The sequence below is a fragment of the Brachybacterium ginsengisoli genome (assembly GCF_002407065.1).
Taxonomy (GTDB): Bacteria; Actinomycetota; Actinomycetes; order Actinomycetales; family Dermabacteraceae; genus Brachybacterium; species Brachybacterium ginsengisoli.
Genome location: NZ_CP023564.1, coordinates 3,671,314 through 3,691,308, shown reverse-complemented (window position 1 = coordinate 3,691,308; position 19,995 = coordinate 3,671,314). Strand labels below are relative to the sequence as shown.

Here is a 19,995-nt window from a genome sequence, read left to right as displayed (position 1 = left end):
GGGCCGCCCGATCCGGGTCAGCGGGAGGACGGGCCCAGGTCGATGTCGCCGTCCTGCGAGGAGACCGAGGCGGTCTTCTCGAAGAAGTGCGGTGCCCGCTCCACGAGCGTGCCGCTGCGGTACCAGGGGTCCTCAGGAGCGATCGGAAGGTCGATGGTGCGGCGCTCGATCGCGGCCGCATAGATCGCCGTGACCAGCTCGATCGCCCGCTTGCCGGCCTCGCCGTCGATGAGCGGAGGGCGCCCCTCGGCGAGCGCGGCGATCACATCACCGAGCTGCCCGGCATGACCGGTGCGGGCCAGCGGCTGATGATCCGCGGCGAGGGCCTCGAGCTCGGCGGCGAGCTCCGCGTTCCCGCCCTCGGCGGGGAAGCCGTTGGGCCGCGCGGTCTCGGCGGCCACCTCCCAGGGCTGCGAGATCCGGGCGTGCTCGCCCTGGATCACGATCTGCTGCTGCTCGCCGTGGTGGACCACCGAGCTGGTCAGCTCGGCCAGCCCCCGCTCGTACTGCAGGATCGCGACCGAGAGGTCCTCGACCTCGGCGTTGTGGTGCGCGGCATTGGTCATCATCGCCGCGACCGCCTGCGGCCTGCCCAGCAGCCACAGGGTGAGGTCGAGGTGGTGGATCGCGTGGTTCAGGGTGGGACCGCCGCCCTCGGACTCCCAGGTGCCGCGCCACCACAGGTCGTAGTAGGACAGCCCGCGCCACCACTCCGAGGCGATCCGGGCATGGGTCACGCGGCCGATCCGCTCGCTGTCCAGCACGGCCTTCAGACGCGCCATGTCATCGCGGAAGCGGTTCTGGGCCACCACCGAGAGCAGCTTCCCGGAGCGCTCCTGCGCCTCGAGCATCCGGTCGCACTCCTCGAGGGAGGGCGCCATCGGCTTCTCGACGATCACGTTCACGCCGGCCTCGAGGGCCGCCACGGTGAGCGGGCAGTGGGTGCTCGGCGGCGTCGCGATCGAGACCAGGTCGAGCTGCTCGTCGGCGAGCATCGCCGCCGGGTCGTCGTACGCCCGCGCCTCGTCCAGGCCGTGCTCGGCGCGCGCCGCCTCGGCCTTGCCCGCGGCGGTGTCGGCCAGCGCCACGATCCTCACCTCCTCCGGGAAGCCGAGGTAGGCGTTCACATGTGCGCGGGAGATGTTGCCGGTGCCGATGATGCCGACGGAGAGCATGAGGGGTGGCTCCTGAGCCTGGGGTGCGGGAAGCGGTGCGGGGACGTGCGGTGCCCGTCGGCCGGGGCCGTCGATCCGATCGGTCGACGGCCCCGGCCGACGGGGCGTGTCAGAGGGCTGCGGCGGCCGCGTCGTTCGCGGTCAGCGGCACGGCCTCGGGGCGTGCCACGCTGCTGGCGATCTCGATCCGGGTGCCGCCGTGCGCGGACTCGAGGACCGCGTTCATCACCTCGAGCACGTGCTGGCCCAGCTCGCCGCTGGCCCGCAGCTCCGGACCGCGCACGGCCATGTCCTGCAGGCCCACGCCGCGACCGGAGTCCTCGTAGCCGCCGGACACCGGCAGGGCCTCCCAGCCCTCGCCGCCCAGCCGGCGCACGGAGACCTCGCCGGAGAAGTGGTTGGGATCCGGGACCGCGAGGGTGCCCTCGGTGCCGTGGACCTCGATCGGGTGCGCCGAGGTGGCGACCGCGTCGAAGCTCATCACCAGGGTGGAGAGCACGCCGCTCTCGTGCACCAGCACGCCGGTGACGTGGGTGTCGGTGGAGACCGGGATCTTCTCCCCGGCCCGCGGCCCGGAGCCGATGGTGCGCTCGGCGTGCGGACGGCTGGCCGCACCGATCACCGAGGAGACCGGCCCCAGCAGCGTGACCAGGGCGTGGATGTAGTACGGGCCCATGTCCAGCAGCGGGCCGCCGCCGGGCACGTAGTAGAAGTCCGGCTGCGGGTGCCAGCGCTCGTGGCCGGGGCAGACCATGATCGCGGTCGCCGCGGTCGGGATGCCGATCACGCCGTCGTCGATAGCGGTCCGGGCGGTCTGGGTGCCGGTGCCGAGCACCGTGTCCGGTGCGGAGCCCACGAGCACGCCCGCGGCCTGCGCGGCGACCAGCACCTCGGCGCCCTCCTCGGTGGTGACCGCGAACGGCTTCTCCGAGTAGACGTTCTTGCCCGCCGCGATCGCGCGGAGGTCCACGTCGGCGTGCGCCGCGGGGATGGTGAGGTTCAGGACGGTGTCGACCTCGGAGTCGGCGATGAGCTCGTCGACGGTGAGGGCGCGCACGCCCTCACGGCCCTCCGCGGCGGCGGCGGCGCGCGCGGGGTCCAGATCCGCGACGGCCACCAGCTCCACGTCCGGCAGCTGGTCGAAGCTCTTGAGGTACTGCTGCGAGATGACTCCGCAGCCGATCATGCCGATCTTCACAGGGAGGACTCCTTCGTGACTGCGGGGCGGCCGTGGTCGCCGTAGGGCTGCTCGGAACCGCGCGCGGCCCAGAGCATGCCGCGCTCGATGACGGTGCGGACGTTGGGGTCCTCGAGGACCTCGACGCGGTGGCCGGGCGTGGAGACGAAGATGCGCCCCTGCCCCCACTGGCGGGTCCACAGGGCCGGCGAGGTGATCTCGCGGGTCCACGGATCCCACTCGCGCACCTTCTGGGTGGTGGTCGCGAGGACGTCGCAGTAGTCGTCCGCGAGGACCCAGTACTGCTCGGTGACCAGGTCGTAGTCGCTGATGCCCTCGGTGATGTAGTGCGAGGCGGCCGACGGCTCCATGGTCACCGTGTACGGGACGTAGTTGTCCGCCTGCTCGCCCGTGCGCTCATCGGGGTGCTTGCCCGGGTGGCAGCCGAACTGGCCGCCGATCAGGGTGAGGTAGTCCGACTCGTTGCGGTAGCTGTCGGCGATGCCGCCGTGCCAGCCGGCCATGCCGGTGCCGGCCTCGATCGCGGCGCGCAGGCCCTCGAACTGGGGACGCTCGATCGTGTTCATGGTGTTGCACTGGACGATGAGGTCGACCGTGGCCATGTACTCGGCGTCGGCGTAGATCGCGGGGGAGTCCTCGATGCGCACCGAGAACCCGTTCTCCTCGAGGAAGGGGAGGAAGAGGTCGGTCGCCTCGATGGGCTGGTGGCCGTCCCAGCCGCCGCGGACGACGAGGCAGGTGCGGGGGGTGGTCATCGGGAAGTCTCCTGGGTGCTGCTCTGGGGGTCGGTGCTGGTCCAGCTGCTGCCGTCGGCGGCGCTGGTCTCGACGGCGGCGAGGACGCGCTGGACCTGCAGCGCCTCCTCGAACGAGGGCGAGGGGTCGGTGCCCTCACCGATCGCGGTGACGAGGTCCGCGATCTGGTGGGTGAAGGTGTGCTCGTAGCCGAGGCCGTGGCCGGTGGGCCACCAGTTCGCGGCGTAGGGGTGCTCGGGCTCGGTGGTGAGGACACGGGTGAAGCCCTGACGGCCCGCGGGGGTGGTCGCGTCGTAGATCTCGAGCTCGTTCATGCGCTCGAAGTCGAAGGCGACGGCGCCGGCCGAGCCGTTGATCTCCACGCGCATCGCGTTCTTGCGGCCCTGGGCCATGCGGGTCGCCTCGAAGGAGCCGAGCACACCGGACTCGAAGCGGCCGGTGAACAGGGCGACATCGTCCACCGTGACGTCCTGGCGCTCGCCGGAGGTGTCGCCCTTGCCGCCGAGGCCCTGCAAGTCGCCGGCGGCGGGGCGCGTCGGCACCACGGTCTCCAGGGTCCCGGAGACGGAGGAGATCCGCTGGCCGGAGATCCACTGGGCGAGGTCGATGATGTGCGCGCCGATGTCGCCGAGCGCCCCGGAGCCCGCCTTCTCCTTGTCCAGGCGCCAGGTCATCGGGGCGTCGGCGTCGGAGAGCCAGTCCTGCAGGTACTGGGCGCGGATCTGGCGGATCTCGCCCACGGCGCCCTCGGCCACGAGCTGGCGGGCATAGGCGAGCGCGGGGGTGCGGCGGTAGGAGAACCCGCAGATGCTCCGCACGCCCTGGGCGCGCGCCTCGATGGCGGCGGCGGTCATCTGCTCGGACTCCTCCACGGAGTTCGCGAGCGGCTTCTCGCACAGGACGTGCTTGCCGGCGGCGAGGGCGGCCATCGCGATCTCGAAGTGGGTGTCACCGGGGGTGCAGATGTCGATGACGTCGATCTCGGGATCCTCGAGGAGGTCCTGCCACCGGGTGGTGGTCTGCGCGAAGCCGTAGCGCTCGGCCGCGGCGAGGAGCGAGGACTCGGTGCGCCCGGCGAGCGTGCGCAGCTCGGGGGTGAGCGGAAGGTCGAAGAAGCGGTGGGCGGTGCGCCAGGCATGTGAATGGGCGGCGCCCATGAAGCCGTAGCCGACCATGCCGATGCGGAGCGGGCGGGCGGGCGCGGAAGGGGTGGTCACTGCGGGTCTCACGACTCCTCGGAGGATGGGTGGTGCGGTGGTGGTGCAGGGCAGGGCGATCCCGGGCTCACTTGCCCGAGCCGGCGGTCATGCCGCTGACCAGGTAGCGACGACCGAAGGCGTACAGGATGACGATCGGGATCGAGGAGAGGACGACGGCGGCCATGACGACGGGGACGTTCGTCGCGTACTCGCCCTGGAAGCTCCACAGTGCCAGGGGAAGGGTGCGTTTGTCAGGACTCTGGGTCAGGATCAGCGGGAACAGGAAGCCGTTCCAGGACATCAGCGCCTGATAGACGGCGACCGTCACGAGCGCGGGGCGCACGATCGGGAAGGCGAGGCGCCACATCTTCTGCCACTCCGTGGAGCCGTCGACGTCCATCGCCTCGAAGAGCTCCTTGGGGACGTCCCGCAGCGAGTTCGAGATGATCAGGATGCTCAGCGGCAGGCCGAAGGCGATCGCGGGGATCATCAGCGCGGCCAGGGAGTCGTACATCCGCAGCCGGATGATCATGAGGTAGATCGGCACGATCGTGGCCTGCACCGGGATCGCCAGGCCCAGCAGGAACAGGCTCCGCATCGGGCCGAACACCCGGCGGGTCCCGCGCACCAGGGAGTAGCTGGCCATGAAGGCCATCAGCACCAGCGGGATCACGGTGCCCACCGCGACCAGCACGCTGTTGAGCAGGTACAGGGTGAAGTCCGCCTCGAGCACCGCGGTGATGTTCTCGAACGCCAGCGGGAGCGAGGGCAGCACCGGGTTGGAGCCGAAGTAGGTGGAGATCGACTTGACGCTCGTGATGAGCACGAAGTAGATCGGGAGCAGTACGACGGCGAGCCACAGCCAGCCGAAGGCGCCGCCTATCCAGTTGCGCTTCATGTCAGGCTCCTTCCATCTGGCTGGCGGCGGAGTCCTTGCCGCCGAGCCGCTGCACGCCGAGGGCGAGCCCCAGGCCGAGGACCACGAGCATCACGGCGAGGGCGCTGGCGACGCCCATCTCGTTGCCGCGGAAGCCGGTGAGGTACATGTCCAGGGGCAGGATGCGGGTCGCGACGCCCGGCCCGCCCTGGGTGAGCACGAAGATGATGTCGAAGTAGGTCAGGGCGCCCACCACCATCAGGGTCGAGCTGGTGATCAGGGTGAACTTCAGCTGGGGCAGGGTGATCGAGAAGAACTGCCGCACGCGGCCGGCGCCGTCGATCTCCGCCGCCTCGTACATCGAGCGGGGGATCTGCCGCACCGCACCCTGATAGATCAGGGTGTGGAAGGGGATGAACTGCCACGCGATGATGAACAGCAGCACCACCCAGACCAGCACGGAGTCGCCCAGCCAGTTCTGCTTGAGGATCGGCATGTCCAGCCCGTTGGCGAGGCCGAAGTTGGGATCCAGCAGCGACTTGAAGGTGATCGCGATCGCCGCGGAGGAGAGCAGCAGGGGCAGGAAGTACAGGATCGCGAGCACGTTGCGGTACTTCTGCGGACCCGCCAGGAACGCGCCCAGCAGGATGCTCATCGGGGTCTGCAGCAGCCAGGTCGCCACGATCATGAGCAGCACGAGGAGGAGCCCGTGCCAGGTGGTGGAGCGCCCGAGCGCCTCCGCCCAGCTGGTCAGCCCGGTGAACTGGATCGCGCCGATCCCGTTCCAGCTGGTGAAGGAGAGCGCCACGACGCCCACCAGCGGCAGCAGTGCGAACACCGCGAAGAAGAGCAGCGCCGGGAGCACGAAGAGGAGATGAGAGGTCTTCACCCGGTCCTTGCGGGACCGTCGGGCCGTCGGGGCCGAGCGCGCGGATTCCGTGCGCTCGGCCACCGGCCCGGCGGCGGGGACTGCGGGCTCCTCGGACAGAGCCGTCATGCTCAGGCCCCCTTGCCGGTGCTCATGTTCTCGGCGAACTGCTCCGGGGTGATCGAGCCGAGGAAGAGCTGCTCGGTGTTCACCAGCAGGGTCTCGGCATCGGTGGGCTGCAGGGCCTGGTCCCAGGACTGCGTGAACGCCGGGGCGTCCTGGATCGAGGAGTAGACCCACTGGAGGTACTCCGCGTCCTCGCTCGCCGCGAGGGCATCGTCCTGGCCGGTGATGACCGGGACGGAGCCGGCGGCGATGAGGTCGGAGGCGACCTGGTCGGACATCGCCCCGTCCTTGAGGAAAGCCTTTGCGACCTCGAGGGCCTCGTCCTCCGCGGCGGAGGAGAGCGACAGGTAGTTGCAGGGGTTGCCGACGAGGTTCTTCAGCTCGCCCTTGCCGCCGTCGATCGTGGGGAACGGGCTGAAGCCGAGGTTGCCGCCGGAGACGAACTCGCCGCCGCTGGCCTTCATGCTGCCGAAGGTCCAGCCGCCGTGGAGCATGAGGGCGGCCTGGTCGGTCCAGAGCAGGGCCTGGTCCGTGTTGGAGTCGGCGGCCATGGACTCGAAGCCGTCGGCGAAGGCCTGCACCTCGAGCAGCTCGTGCACCTTCTCGCCCATCGCGACGACGGCGTCGTCGAGCCACGCCTCCTTGTCGCCGGCGGCGATCCTGGCGAACACCTCGGGCCCGCCCACGCGGTCCAGCAGGTACTCCAGCCACATCATCGAGGTCCAGCGGGACTGGCCGGCGAGGGAGATCGGGGCGATGCCCGCGGACTTCGCCTTCTCGACCACGCCCAGGAGGTCCTCCCAGGTCTCCGGCGCCTCGGCGCCGATGTCCCCGAGCACCTTCTTGTTGTGGAACAGGATGATCGGCTGGGTCGCGCCCTGGGGGAGGGCGTAGATCTTGTCGTCGACCGTCGCGGCGTCCCACACGGACTCCACGAAGCGGTTCTTGTAGTCGGCGTTCTCCTCGAGCCACGAGGTGACGTCCAGGACCTGCGACTCCTCGGCGTAGGTGCGCAGACCGCCGCCTCCCCAGCCGTAGATGATCGTGGGCGCCTCGCCCGCGCCGATCGCGGTGCGGATCTTCTGCTTGTAGGCGTCGTTCTGGAAGAAGGTGACCTCGACGCTGCCCTGGTCGCCCTCGTTGAAGGCATCCACGGCGTCGCCGTAGATCTTCTCGTTGGGCTCTCCGGAGAGGGCCCAGTAGGTGGCGCCGTCCCCGCCGCCGCCCCCGGCGCCGCCGGGTCCGGAGGTCCCGCAGGCGGCGAGGGTGAGGGCGGAGAGGCCGGCGGTGGCCCCCAGTAGGGAACGGCGGGAAAGCTTGTCGATGGTCATGACCTTCTCCTGATGTCGACGATGACGGGATGCAACGGCCGGACGGGAGCGGGGCGCTCCGCGGTGAGAGTCCTAACGTACGAACGGAAAGTCTTGCGGTCAAGCGCGCAGAAGTTTCGGGCGGGTCGTCCCATGGGGCGGGACGGGCAGTGTGTCGGGAAGTCGAACATTCCGCTCCCTTCTGTCCCCATCGACGCTGAGAGACGCCAGGGCATTGACCACCGCTCGTGGCCTGACCTAGCCTGTGCCCTGTCGAAAGTGGACAGAAAGCTTTCTAAACTCGCCCGGGACGGGTGGGTGGACCGGGTGCCTCGCACCCGCGAGCATCGTGCGAAGGAGCACCCCATGACCGCTGCCCCCTGGAGAGACCCCGCGTCGAGCGTCGAGGAGCGCGTGGAGGCGCTCCTCGCCGACCTCGCCCCCGAGGAGAAGATCGCCCAGCTCGGGAGCTACTGGAAGCGCCCCGAGATCGGCGACGCCGAGGGCTTCGCCCCCATGCAGTCGACGTTCGACGAGGGCCGCGACCCCTTCGAGGAGGCCGTGCAGAACGGGCTCGGGCACATCACCCGCGCCTTCGGCAGCGCCCCGCTCACCGTCGAGGAGGGCGTGGCGAACCTGCGCCGCCTGCAGAGCTCCGTGGTCGCCGGCTCCCCGCACGGCATCCCCGCGATCGCGCACGAGGAGTGCCTGACCGGCCTCATGGCGCATCAGGCCACCACCTACCCGGCGGCCATCGCCTGGGGCGCGTCCTTCGCGCCCGAGCTGATCGAGGAGATGGCCACGCGCATCGGGCAGGACATGCGCGCGCTCGGCACCCATCACGGCCTCGCCCCGGTGCTGGACATCGTGCGCGACTACCGCTGGGGCCGCATCGAGGAGACCATGGGCGAGGACCCGTACCTCACCGGCACCCTGGCCACCGCCTACGTGAAGGGCCTGCAGAGCGCCGGCGTCATCGCGACCCTCAAGCACTTCGCCGGCCACGCCGCCTCCCGCGCCGGCCGCAACCACGCCCCGGTCTCCATCGGGATGCGCGAGCTCCACGAGATCGACCTGGTGCCCTTCGAGATGGCCGTGCGCCTGGGCGGCGTCCGGTCGGTCATGAACTCCTACGCCGACATCGACGGCATCGCCCCCGCCGCCAGCCGCTGGCTGCTCACCGAGCTGCTCCGCGACACCTGGGGCTTCGAGGGCACCGTGGTCTCGGACTACTGGGCCGTGAACTTCCTCCAGTCCATGCACCGCGTCGTGGAGACCACCCGCGAGGCCGCGGTGACCACCCTGCGCGCCGGCATGGACGTCGAGCTGCCGGAGACGAACACCTTCCCCGAGCTGCTCGAGGCCATCGACGCCGGAGAGCTCGACGTCGAGGTGCTCGACACCGCGGTGCGCCGCGTGCTGCGCCAGAAGATCGGGCTCGGCCTGCTGGACCCCGACTTCGACCCCGCGACCACCGGCGAGGCGATCGATCTCGACTCCGCCGCGAACCGCGAGCTCGCCCGCCGCGTCGCCGAGGAGTCGATCGTGCTGCTGCGCAACGACGCCGGAGCCCTCCCGCTCGCGGCGCCCGGCCGCATCGCGCTGCTCGGCCCGGCCGCGGTCGAGCCCCGCAGCTTCCTGGGCTGCTACAGCTTCACCAACCACGTCCTCTCGCGCCTGCAGGACAACGGCACCTCGGTGGACGTGCCCACCCTCGGCGAGGCCCTCCGGGCCGAGTTCCCAGGCGCCACCGTCACCGAGGCCGGTGGAGTCCCCTTCCTCGAACCCGACACCACCGGCATCGCCGAGGCCGTGACCGCCGCGGAGGCCGCGGACATCGCGGTGCTCGCCGTGGGCGACATCGCCGGCCTGTTCGGCGCCGGCACCTCCGGCGAGGGCTGCGACGTGGCGGACCTCCGCCTGCCCGGCGCCCAGCACGAGCTCGTCGAGGCCGTGCTCGCCACCGGCACCCCGGTGGTCCTGGTGCTGGTCACCGGTCGCCCCTACGCGCTCGGCGACTACGCGGACCGCTGCGCCGCGATCGTCCAGGCGTTCATGCCGGGTGAGGAGGGCGGCAGCGCCCTCGCCGGCGTGCTCTCCGGCCGGGTCAACCCCTCCGGGCGCCTGCCCATCGGGATCCCCGGCGGCATGGGCGGCCAGCCCGGCACCTACCTCGCCCCTGTCCTCGCCTGGGTCAGCGACGGCATCTCCAACATCGATCCCAAGCCCCTGTTCCCCTTCGGGTTCGGCCTCGGGTACACCCGCTTCGAGTACTCCGATCTGCAGGTCTCCGCCGCGGAGATCGCCGCGGACGGCACCGTGGAGGTCTCCGCGACCGTCACCAATGTGGGCGACCGCGACGGCAAGGAGGTCGCCCAGCTCTACCTCAGCGACCCCGTCGCCTCCGTGGTGCGGCCCCTGAAGCGCCTCGTCGGCTTCACCAAGGTCGCCCTCGCGCCGGGCGAGGCCGCCCGGGTCACCTTCCGCCTTCATGCGGACCGCACCTCGTTCCTCGGTCCTGACCATCGGCGCATCGTCGAGCCGGGCGAGTTCCGCGTGCGGGTGGGCTCCTCGAGCGAGGACATCACGCTCGAGGACGGCTTCCGCGTCACCGGACCGCTGCGCGTCGTCGGCGACGGCGAGCGGGTGCTGGACACCCCGGTCGAGGTCACGGCGGTGTCCGGCGCCCCGGCGGCGGCGGGCGAGGAGACCGCGGCGGCGAGCGTCCGATGAGCGCCGCCTCCGCCCCCGACGGGCGGCTCGAGACCCTCGAGGTGCAGCTGGTCGACGAGGCCGGCGCCCCGCGCCCCGGGGTCGACGTCATCGCCCGGCAGAGCTCCCACGCCTTCGGCTTCGGCTGCATCGCCTTCTCGATGCCGACCACGCCGGAGGAGCGCGATGCCGACCCGGCGGGCGCCGATCTCGCCGATCGATGGCTGGACCTGTTCAACGCTGCGACCCTGCCGTTCTACTGGCGCTGGTTCGAGCAGACGCCCGGCGGGCCGACGGACGCACCCCGTCTGCGCGCCCTCGCCGAGCACCTGAGCGCGCAGGGCGTGCGGCTGAAGGGCCACCCGCTGCTCTGGCACACCCTCGCCCCGACCTGGCTCATGGAGCGCGACGACCAGGCCGTCGAGGACACGATCCGCTCCCGCATCACCCGCGAGGCCGGCGACTTCGCCGGGCTCGTGGACCAGTGGGACGCGATCAACGAGACGGTGATTCTGCCGGTCTTCACCGCGGAGGAGAACGCGGTGACGCGGCTGGCCCGTGCTCGCGGTCGGATGCACGTCATCCGCCTCGCGTTCGAGACCGCCCGCGCCGCGAACCCCGCAGCGCGCCTGGTGCTCAACGACTTCGACCTCACCCCGGACTACGAGGCCGTCATCGAGGAGTGCCTCGAGGCGGGGGTGCAGATCGACGCGATCGGTCTGCAGACCCACATGCACAAGGGCTATCGCGGCGAGGAGCAGATCGCCGAGGTCCTCGAGCGCTTCTCCCGCTTCGGGCTGCCCCTGCAGATGACGGAGACGACGCTGCTCTCCGGCGATCTCATGCCCGCGCACATCGTGGACCTCAACGACCACCAGGTCGACTCCTGGCCCTCCACGCCCGAGGGGGAGGAGCGCCAGGCCGAGGAGCTCGTCAGCCACTACCGCACCGTGCTCGCCAGCCCCGCGACCGAGTCGCTGACCTACTGGGGCCTGGACGACGCCTCGGCCTGGCTCGGGGCCCCGGCCGGCCTGGTGCGGGCCGACGGCACCACGAAGCCCGGCTATGACGCGCTGAAGCAGCTGATCACCGAGGACTGGTGGGTGGACCGCGCCGAGCTCCGCAGCGATGCGGAGGGGGCGACGATCCTGCAGGGCTTCGCCGGCGGCTACCGCCTCGAGATCGAGGGGGTCGTGCACGAGGTGAGCATCCCGCGCGGCGGGGGAGTGCTCCGGCTGGGGGCGGACGGCGCCCTCACGACTCCGCGCTGACCACGGTGGGCCCGGTCGTGAACTGCTCGGTGAGCAGCCGCACGACCGGGCGCTCCGAGGCCCAGAGGGCGAAGACCAGCAGCGAGGCGACGACCGGCAGCAGGAACTCGCCGATCATCAGGACGATGCCGAGGGTCAGCACCCCGAGCGACAGCAGCGCGAGGGTCGACAGCGGCGTGACCAGGAGGGTGAAGGCCGTCAGCCGGAGCGCGTCGCGCACCCGGAAGCTGAACCTCGAGACGATCGACAGCGCCCGCAGCAGCACCAGCAGCGCCGCCACGCCCACCACGAGGAACGCGATCTCGCCCGCGCCGAGGCCGGGGGAGGAGCTGCGGGTGAGGTTGAACGCGGCGAGCGCCATCACGAGCAGCGCCGGGGTGCCGACCTTCAGGGCATCGAGCGCGTTCAGCCGGTAGCCGCGCAGGAACTGCCGGGCGGGGATCAGCTCCCGCTCCTCGCGCCAGGACCGGCAGGCGTACAGACCCGCGGCGAGCGCCGGCAGGAGCGGCAGCGCCGCGACCACGAAGAGCAGGGCGCCCAGCGGCCCCGGGGACATCACGGTCCACAGCAGGATCGTCGGCACGGCGGCCAGCACCAGCATCAGGTCCAGCACGAGGAACCAGTACACGCCCTCGGTGAGGTCGGTGAACAGCCCGCGAGGGCGGCGGGGTGGCGTCATGGCTCCTCCAGGGGTCGAGCGCGTCATCGTCGACGACGACCGCGGCGACGACTCCGACCCATCATGCCCGAAACTTTCGGGTTCTGTCGATGTATGGATGCCTAAATGTTACCAAGGAGAACCCGGGCCGAAGGGGGGTCCGGGAGCGCCTGATCCTGCATATGTCCAGGCTGTGGCCATGCTGTGGAGGCAGAAACGTCTCTCCGCAACTTTTCGGGAAGTTCTTGACCGACGACACGACTGCGGCTACGTTGAGTGGCACAGGTAACGCTTGACGACAGTCTCGCGGCTCCGCCGGCACGGTCGCCGGCCGGCGCCGCACATGCCGACTCCACCGTCGGGCTCGGTCGTGTCGGGGTTCCGAGGTCGCACCCCGTCCCCGAGGACTCTGCAGCACCGGTTCGATCCGCTTCGCCCTTCGCCGCACCATCCGGTCCGGCTCAGATCCTGATGAGGAGACGGCAATGACCATGCCCCACCCCTTCCCCTTCGCTCCCTCCCGACGGAGCTTCGTCGGCCTCTCCGCGGCGGCCTTCGCCACGGTGGCCCTGAGCTCCTGCGGCTCCGACTCGGGCGACGAGGTGGACCTCGGCACCCAGAACGTCGGCGCGATGGACGACTTCGCCGCGGACACCCAGTTCAAGGCCACCGAGCCCATCACGGTCTCCATGCTGTGGACCGACTGGCCCGAGGTCCCGGTCGAGGACACCTGGCGGATCTTCGACCACATCAAGGAGCTCACGAACGTCGAGATCACGCTGACCCACATCCCCTTCAGCGATGCGACCGAGAAGCGCAGCCTCCTGATCAGCGCGGGCGACGCCCCGACCCTGATCCCGCTGGTCTACACCGGCGAGGACGCACCCTTCGTCTCCTCCGGCGCCGTGGTCCCGATGAGCGACTACGTCGACAAGATGCCCAACTTCCAGAAGTACGTGGAGGAATGGGACCTCGGGGACATGATCGACAACCTCAAGCAGTCCGACGGCAAGTACTACATGGTGCCGGGCCTGCAGGAGGTGTCCGTCCCCGTGTTCAGCCTCGTCATCCGCAAGGACGTCTTCGAGGAGCTCACCGGCGCGGTGCCGAACACCTGGGAGGAGCTGCACGAGGGCCTCAAGCTCATCAAGGAGAAGTACCCCGACGCCGTGCCGCTCGCGGACGGCTTCGAGGCCGCCTCGATGCTCAACTACGCCTCCCACGCCTTCGGCACGAAGGCCGGCTGGGGCTTCGGCGACGGCTCGATCGAGGGCCCCGACGGGAAGCTCACCTACGTCGCGATCACCGACGAGTACAAGGCGATGGTGGAGAACTTCCGCGTGCTGGTCGAGGAGGGGCTGCTGGACAAGGAGTCCCTCACCGCCTCGAACGACGGCAGCGGCGCCGCCTCGGTCAGCGAGAAGTTCGCCGCCGAGACCTGCTTCGCGGCGTCGGGCTCCTCCGGCACCGCGATCGAGTTCGCCACGGCGCTCGACGAGACCGTGGGCGCGGGGAACCACTCGGTGACCCTCATCCCGCCGCCCGCCGGCCCGGCCGGCGACAACGTCGAGCCGCGCAACTTCTGGCACGGCTTCATGCTCAACTCGGAGATCACGAAGTCGGAGAACTTCCTGGCCACCCTGCAGTTCCTGGACTGGCTCTATTACAACCCCGACGCCCGCGAGATGTTGCGCTGGGGCGAGAAGGACACGAACTACACCAAGGCCGAGGACGGCACGATCACGCTGAAGGACGAGTTCAGCCTCGACGACTACGCGATCAACCCCGACGGGAAGACCGACATCAAGGTCGACCTCGGCTTCTCCACCTTCCCGGCGGAGTCCAGCGAGTCCCGGGCCCTCAAGGAGTCCTACAGCACCCCGGAGTTCGTGGAGTACATCGACGAGGTCCTGTCCGTGCGCACCCCGCGCGAGCCCTACCCGCCCAAGCCCATGGACGAGGCCGAGCTCGAGCAGGCCTCGCTGCTCGCGACGCCGATCAAGGACGCCGTGGACACCGCGACCCTGCAGTTCATCATGGGCGAGCGCGACATGAGCGAGTGGGACGCCTTCACGGGCGAGCTGGAGGCCGCGGGCCTGCCCCGCTACCTCGAGCTGCTCAACACCGCCCGTGACCGCTTCGTCGAGGCGAACGGGTGAGCGGCGCGCCGACGCCGACGGCAGGACCGATCTCATGACACTGGCAGAGCCCACCGTGGCCGCGGCGCAGAAGCCTGCGCCGCGCCCGGCGGTCCCCAAGCGCAGGCCCGGAGGGTGGAAGCGGGCGCTGCGGCGCGACTGGCCGCTGTACACCCTGGCGGTCCTCCCGCTGATCTTCCTGGCGATCTTCCGGTACCTGCCGATGCTCGGCAACGTGATCGCCTTCCGCCGGTTCCGTCCCGGCGGCAGCATCTTCGGCGACGAGTGGGTGGGAACCTTCTACGTCGAGATGTTCATCCACGATCCCGCGTTCTGGAAGGTCTTCGCGAACACGGCGATCATCGGCGGCATGACCCTGGTGGTCTGCTTCCCGCTGCCGATCGTGCTCGCGCTGATGCTCAACGAGGTGCGGCGCACGCACTTCAAGCGGATCGTGCAGTCGATCAGCTACCTGCCCCACTTCCTCTCGGTCGTGATCGTGGTGGGCATGGTCTACCAGCTCCTGGCCCTGCAGGGCACGGTCAACCAGATCGTCGACGCCTTCGGCGGGGACGCCGTGACGTTCCTGCAGAAGCCCGAGTGGTTCCGCTTCATCTACGTGGCTTCCGAGGCCTGGCAGACCGTCGGCTGGGGCACGATCCTGTACCTCGCCGCGCTGACCGCCGTGGACGACGCGCTCTACGAGGCGGCCCGCATCGACGGCGCCAACCGCTGGCAGCAGACCTGGCACGTCACGATCCCGGGGATCCGGCCCACGATGGTCACCCTGCTGATCCTCAACATCGGCAACTTCCTCAACGTCGGGTTCGAGAAGGTCCTGCTGCTGTACAACCCCATGACCTACTCCACCGGTGACGTCATCTCGACGTACCTGTACCGGGTGGGCCTGGTGTCCAACAACCTCAGCTACGCCGCGGCCATCGGCCTGTTCCAGGCGATCATCGGATTCGCGATGGTCATGACGGCGAACTACATCTCGAAGCGATTGGTGGGGACGAGCCTGTGGTGATCGAAGCAATGGCCCCGGACTCTCCGCGTCCGGCGCCCGTCAGGGCCAGGACCTCCCGGATCAAGGACTCCACCTCGTACAGGGTGTTCACGGTCGTCAACACCGTGCTGCTGGTGCTGATGTGCGCCGTGATGCTCTACCCGTTCGTCATGCTGCTGGCGCAGTCCTTCAGCTCGGCCGGGGCGATCAACGCCGGCAAGGTGAACCTCTTCCCGGTCGACTTCAACCTCGACACCTATCGGGCGGTGGCGAACAACAGCAGCTTCTGGCGCAGCTACGGCAACACCGTGGTCTACACGGTGATCGGCACGAGCATCGCGATGGTGCTCACCACGACCTACGCCTTCGTGCTGTCCAAGAAGCACCTGCGCGGCCGCGGCCTGCTCATCGGCATCGCCGTGTTCACGATGTTCTTCAACGGCGGCATCGTCCCCAACTACGTGCTCATCTCCTCGCTGGGCATGAAGAACACGATGTGGGCGGTGATCCTGCCGCCGGCACTGTCGGTCTTCAACCTGCTGGTCATGAAGGCGTTCTTCGAGAACCTTCCCACGGAGCTCGAGGAGGCGGCGCACATCGACGGCCTGAGCTGGTTCGGGATCTTCTTCCGGATCGTGCTGCCGCTGTCCAAGGCGGTCATCGCCACGATGGTGCTGTTCTACTCGGTGCAGTACTGGAACGACTGGTTCGCCGCGTTCCTCTACCTGGACCGGACCGACCTGTTCCCGGTGACGCTGTTCCTGAGGAACCTGATAGCCGGCGCCTCCACGGCGGCGTCGGAGGGCGCGGCCGCCTCGGGCGGCAGCGTCAACGACATCAACGCCAACATCCAGTCGGTGACGATGATCCTCATCCTGATCCCGATCCTGTGCGTGTACCCGTTCGTGCAGCGGTACTTCGTCTCGGGCATCATGCTCGGCTCCGTCAAGGGCTGACCTCCGGCGCCCCGCCGGCCGTCCGCGGCCGACGGGGCGCCTGCACGTGCAGGACCGTCGAATCCCCCGCAGGGCCCGTCGATGCCTCCCGCAGGACCCGCCGGCGCCCCGCAGGACCCCGCTCGATCGATGTCGAAGGAGACACCATGAGACGCCGCCAGATCCTCGCCGCCGGAGCACTCGCCACCACGACCGCCGCCGTCGGCCCCGCCGCGGTCGCCGCACCGGCCCCGTCCGGTCGGACGACGCCCCCGGGCAACGGCAGCACCACGCCGCCGGGCCTCGCGACGAAGGACACGCTCGCCTTCGCCGCGGGCGATGTGCTCGCGATCGGCTGCGCCGTCGCCGGCGGCGGCCACCACCTCTCCCAGCCCTACCCGGCCCCGTTCACGCATGACGAGACCTACCGTGCGGTGCTCGCGGCGGAGTTCACCTCGCTCTCGGCCGAGAACCAGATGAAGTGGGACCACCTGCGCCCCTCGCGCGATGCCTTCGACTTCACCGATGCCGACGCGATCATGGAGTTCGCCGCGCAGAACGGCCTGGTGGTGCGCGGGCACACCCTGATGTGGCACAACCAGATCCCGGCCTGGGTCACCGAGGGGGAGCACAGCCCCGAGGAGCTGCGCGCGATCCTCAAGGAGCACATCGAGACCGTGGTGGGCCGGTACGCGGGCCGCATGCAGCAGTGGGACGTGGTCAACGAGATCTTCGACGACGCCGCCGTGCTCCGCACCGAGGGGAACATCTGGATCCGCGAGCTGGGGCCGGAGATCATCGCGGACTGCTTCCGCTGGGCCCATGCCGCGGATCCGCAGGCGCTGCTGTTCGTCAACGACTACAACGTCGAGGGCATCAACCCCAAGAGCGACGCCTACTACGCGCTGATCCAGGACCTCCTCGCCGACGGCGTCCCGGTCCACGGCTTCTCCACCCAGGGCCACATCTCGATCCGCTACGGCTTCCCGAGCGACCTCGCCGAGAACCTCCAGCGCTTCGCCGACCTCGGGCTGCAGACGGCCATCACCGAGCTCGACGTGCGCATGGACCTCCCCGAGGGCGGCCGGCCGACCGAGGAGCAGCTCGCGAAGCAGGCCGAGTACCACCGCCTGGTGGTCGAGGCGGCGGTGTCCGTCGAGGGCTGCCGGTCGCTGACCCTGTGGGGCGTGCTGGACAAGTACTCGTGGGTCCCCGGGACCTTCCCCGGCGAGGGGGCGGCGACCGTGCTGTGGGACGACTTCACCCGCAAGCCCGCCTACGATGCGGTGCAGGACGCCCTCGCCGAGGCGAGCGGCCGCGCCGGGCACCCCGCGCTGCGGAGCTGAGGCACCGGCGCGCTGCGCGGCTGGGGTGCCGCCGCGTCGCGCGCCCGGGACGCCCGCACGACAGGGCGCCCGATCCGATGGATCGGGCGTCTTTCGCTGTTCGGGTGCGGTCAGGCGGGCGGGAGCGACTCGACCCCTCGAAAAGATTTCGGCTGCCGGTCGCTGCGGTTCTGCACACGGACGGCACTGGATATTCTCACGGGAATGCCGTGCTGCGCCAGGTTATCCGAGTTGTTGCCGCGCATTTCCACGCCATCGGGCCAATCTGGCGACATTCCTTGACGGGTCCGGACCGGGTGTATAGCGTCTCTCGCGCCAGAGAAGTTTCAGAAACGTATCGTGAAATGATTTCGGGATGCGTTCTGGCGATCGGAGCGTTCCCGACACCCGTGCGGCGGCCCGTGGCACCGAAGCCATGACGGTCCGTCCCTGCGGCGGGATGCTCTGCTCCAGCCCATTCCTTCGGGCTCGACCCGGAATGCACGAGGAGGCGCACAGACCGTGACGCAGAACAGCGTGGCCGAGGAGCCGGCCCGCATCGAAGGGTCGGCCCCGGGGGAGCCCCCGGCCGGCCGGACCATCGTGGCGCGCAGGCCATCCGTCTGGCGGGACGTGCGCAAGGACTGGCGCCTGTACTCGCTGCTGGCTCTCCCGCTCATCTACCTCGTGATCTTCAAGTACCTCCCGATGGCGGGGAACATCATCGCGTTCCGCCGCTTCCGGCCGGGCGGCTCGATGTTCGGCGAGGACTGGGTGGGACTGCGCTACATCGAGATGTTCATGACCGACCCGGCGTTCTGGCGGGTCTTCACGAACACCCTCGTGCTGGGCGTGCTCTCGCTGGTGGTCGTCTTCCCGATGCCGATCATCCTCGCGCTCCTGCTCAACGAGGTCCGCAAGAGCTGGTTCAAGCGCTTCGTGCAGACCGTCTCCTACCTGCCGCACTTCATGTCGATCGTCATCGTCGCCGGCATGGTCATGCAGCTCGTCTCCCTCAACGGCACGGTCAACTCGATCATCGGGGCCTTCGGCGCGGAGCCGATCAACTTCATCCAGCAGGCCGGCTGGTTCCGCACCCTCTACGTCAGCTCCGAGGTGTGGCAGACGGTGGGCTGGGGGACGATCCTCTACCTCGCCGCGCTCACCCAGGTGGACAGCCAGCTCTACGAGGCCGCCACGATCGACGGCGCCAACCGCTGGAAGCAGACCCTCCACGTGACCCTGCCGGGGATCACCCCCACGATGATCACGCTGCTGATCCTCAACATCGGCACCTTCATGGCCGTCGGCTTCGAGAAGATCCTGCTGCTGTACAACCCCCTGACCTACGAGACCGCGGACGTCATCGCGACATACCTCTTCCGCGTCGGCCTCGTCTCCAACAACTTCAGCTATGCCACCGCCATCGGCCTGTTCGAGTCCGTCATCGGGCTGACGCTGGTGCTGTACGCCAACTGGATCTCCCGCCGCGTCGTCGGCGCGAGCCTGTGGTGAAGGGAACGCCATGAGAACCTCCCGCGGCTACAAGATCTTCACGGCGGTCAACGTCGTGGTCCTGCTGGGCGTCGTCTTCCTGACGCTCTACCCGTTCGTGAACATCATCGCCCAGTCGCTCTCGAGCGAGTCCGCGATCGTCTCCGGACGCGTCAACCTGCTCCCGATCGGGTTCAACGTCGACACCTACAAGGTGGTCATGTCCGATCGCCTGTTCTGGCTGAACTACCGCAACACCGTCGTGTACACGATCGTCGCGACAATGATCTCGCTGGTCCTGACCACGATGTACGCCTATGCGATCTCGCGGACCCGGCTGCGCGGCCGCGGACTGTTCATCGGGATCGCCGTGTTCACGATGTTCTTCAACGGCGGGATGATCCCGAACTACATCCTCATCAGCTCGCTCGGGATGATGAACACGATGTGGGCGATCGTGATCCCCAATGCCGTGAGCATCTTCAACCTGCTCGTCATGAAGGCGTTCTTCGAGAACATGCCCCTCGAGCTCGAGGAGGCCGCGGCGATCGACGGCCTCACCACCTACGGGATCCTGCTGCGCGTGGTCATGCCGCTGTCCAAGGCGATCCTCGCGACGATGCTGCTGTTCTACGCGGTCGCCCACTGGAACTCCTGGTTCCAGGCGTTCCTGTACCTCAGCGACAAGGAGCTCTTCCCGGTCACGATGTACCTGCGCAACATGATCGCCGGCACCAGCCAGACCTCCGACGTCGCCGCCGCGTCGGCCGATGCGCAGACCCAGATCTCCTCCAACATCAAGGCCGTGACGATGGTGCTCACGGTCCTCCCGATCCTGTGCGTCTACCCCTTCGTGCAGCGCTACTTCGTGTCGGGCGTGATGCTCGGCTCGGTCAAGCAGTAACCGCTCGTCCTGCAGCACCCGTTCCGATCTTTTCGATGATG

At 69.3% G+C, this 19,995-nt stretch carries 16 protein-coding genes; 8 read left to right on the top strand and 8 right to left on the bottom strand.

Annotation, left to right across the window (positions count from 1 at the left end; genetic code table 11):
- Positions 1-17: 17 nt before the first annotated feature.
- The 7 genes from CFK41_RS16485 to CFK41_RS16455 form a co-directional block, all read right to left on the bottom strand.
- Positions 18-1,175, bottom strand: coding sequence for a Gfo/Idh/MocA family protein (locus tag CFK41_RS16485; protein WP_096800658.1), 1,158 nt, complete (start codon positions 1,173-1,175; stop codon positions 18-20).
- Positions 1,176-1,284: 109 nt separating this feature from the next.
- Complete coding sequence (locus tag CFK41_RS16480; protein ID WP_096800657.1) at positions 1,285-2,373, bottom strand: Gfo/Idh/MocA family protein; 1,089 nt, start codon at positions 2,371-2,373, stop codon at positions 1,285-1,287.
- Positions 2,370-3,128, bottom strand: coding sequence for a ThuA domain-containing protein (locus CFK41_RS16475; RefSeq protein WP_096800656.1), 759 nt, complete (start codon positions 3,126-3,128; stop codon positions 2,370-2,372). Before CFK41_RS16475 ends, CFK41_RS16480 begins: the two co-directional genes overlap by 4 nt.
- Entirely contained in the window at positions 3,125-4,303 is a 1,179-nt protein-coding gene (locus tag CFK41_RS16470) for a Gfo/Idh/MocA family protein (RefSeq protein ID WP_151904869.1), read from the bottom strand. The genes CFK41_RS16475 and CFK41_RS16470 overlap by 4 nt, the downstream gene beginning before the upstream one ends.
- Before the next feature lie 109 nt (positions 4,304-4,412).
- Entirely contained in the window at positions 4,413-5,225 is an 813-nt protein-coding gene (locus CFK41_RS16465) for a carbohydrate ABC transporter permease (protein ID WP_096800654.1), read from the bottom strand.
- Position 5,226: 1 nt separating this feature from the next.
- Entirely contained in the window at positions 5,227-6,201 is a 975-nt protein-coding gene (locus CFK41_RS16460; RefSeq protein WP_096800653.1) for a carbohydrate ABC transporter permease, read from the bottom strand.
- Positions 6,202-6,203: 2 nt separating this feature from the next.
- Positions 6,204-7,529: an extracellular solute-binding protein gene (locus tag CFK41_RS16455; RefSeq protein WP_096800652.1), complete on the bottom strand. Its 1,326-nt coding sequence runs from the start codon at positions 7,527-7,529 to the stop codon at positions 6,204-6,206.
- Between the two features lie 345 nt (positions 7,530-7,874).
- On the opposite strand from CFK41_RS16455, the gene CFK41_RS16450 reads away from it, so the two are divergent.
- Complete coding sequence (locus tag CFK41_RS16450) at positions 7,875-10,241, top strand: beta-glucosidase family protein (RefSeq protein ID WP_096800651.1); 2,367 nt, start codon at positions 7,875-7,877, stop codon at positions 10,239-10,241.
- On the top strand, positions 10,238-11,491 hold the full coding sequence (locus CFK41_RS16445) for an endo-1,4-beta-xylanase (protein WP_096800650.1): 1,254 nt from the start codon (positions 10,238-10,240) through the stop codon (positions 11,489-11,491). Before CFK41_RS16450 ends, CFK41_RS16445 begins: the two co-directional genes overlap by 4 nt.
- Here CFK41_RS16445 and CFK41_RS16440 read toward each other — a convergent pair.
- Positions 11,475-12,170: a DUF624 domain-containing protein gene (locus tag CFK41_RS16440; protein WP_096800649.1), complete on the bottom strand. Its 696-nt coding sequence runs from the start codon at positions 12,168-12,170 to the stop codon at positions 11,475-11,477. The genes CFK41_RS16445 and CFK41_RS16440 overlap by 17 nt on opposite strands.
- 464 nt (positions 12,171-12,634) lie before the next feature.
- Here CFK41_RS16440 and CFK41_RS16435 point away from each other — a divergent pair, with 464 nt between their 5' ends.
- The 6 genes from CFK41_RS16435 to CFK41_RS16410 all read left to right on the top strand — a co-directional run bounded on the left by CFK41_RS16435 (position 12,635) and on the right by CFK41_RS16410 (position 19,954).
- A complete protein-coding gene (locus tag CFK41_RS16435; protein WP_096800648.1) occupies positions 12,635-14,308 on the top strand; it encodes an ABC transporter substrate-binding protein in 1,674 nt (557 codons plus the stop codon).
- Between the two features lie 34 nt (positions 14,309-14,342).
- Positions 14,343-15,317, top strand: coding sequence for an ABC transporter permease (locus CFK41_RS16430; protein ID WP_096800647.1), 975 nt, complete (start codon positions 14,343-14,345; stop codon positions 15,315-15,317).
- An 8-nt stretch (positions 15,318-15,325) separates the two neighbouring features.
- Complete coding sequence (locus CFK41_RS16425; RefSeq protein WP_096800646.1) at positions 15,326-16,252, top strand: carbohydrate ABC transporter permease; 927 nt, start codon at positions 15,326-15,328, stop codon at positions 16,250-16,252.
- 146 nt (positions 16,253-16,398) lie between these two features.
- The gene (locus tag CFK41_RS16420; RefSeq protein WP_096800645.1) at positions 16,399-17,577 is read left to right on the top strand and encodes an endo-1,4-beta-xylanase; all 1,179 of its coding nucleotides are present in this window, start codon (positions 16,399-16,401) and stop codon (positions 17,575-17,577) included.
- Positions 17,578-18,078: 501 nt separating this feature from the next.
- Positions 18,079-19,071 (top strand): ABC transporter permease, encoded by a 993-nt coding sequence (locus CFK41_RS16415; RefSeq protein ID WP_407641124.1) that lies wholly within the window; start codon positions 18,079-18,081, stop codon positions 19,069-19,071.
- Between the two features lie 10 nt (positions 19,072-19,081).
- The gene (locus CFK41_RS16410; protein WP_096800644.1) at positions 19,082-19,954 is read left to right on the top strand and encodes a carbohydrate ABC transporter permease; all 873 of its coding nucleotides are present in this window, start codon (positions 19,082-19,084) and stop codon (positions 19,952-19,954) included.
- Positions 19,955-19,995: the final 41 nt, after the last annotated feature.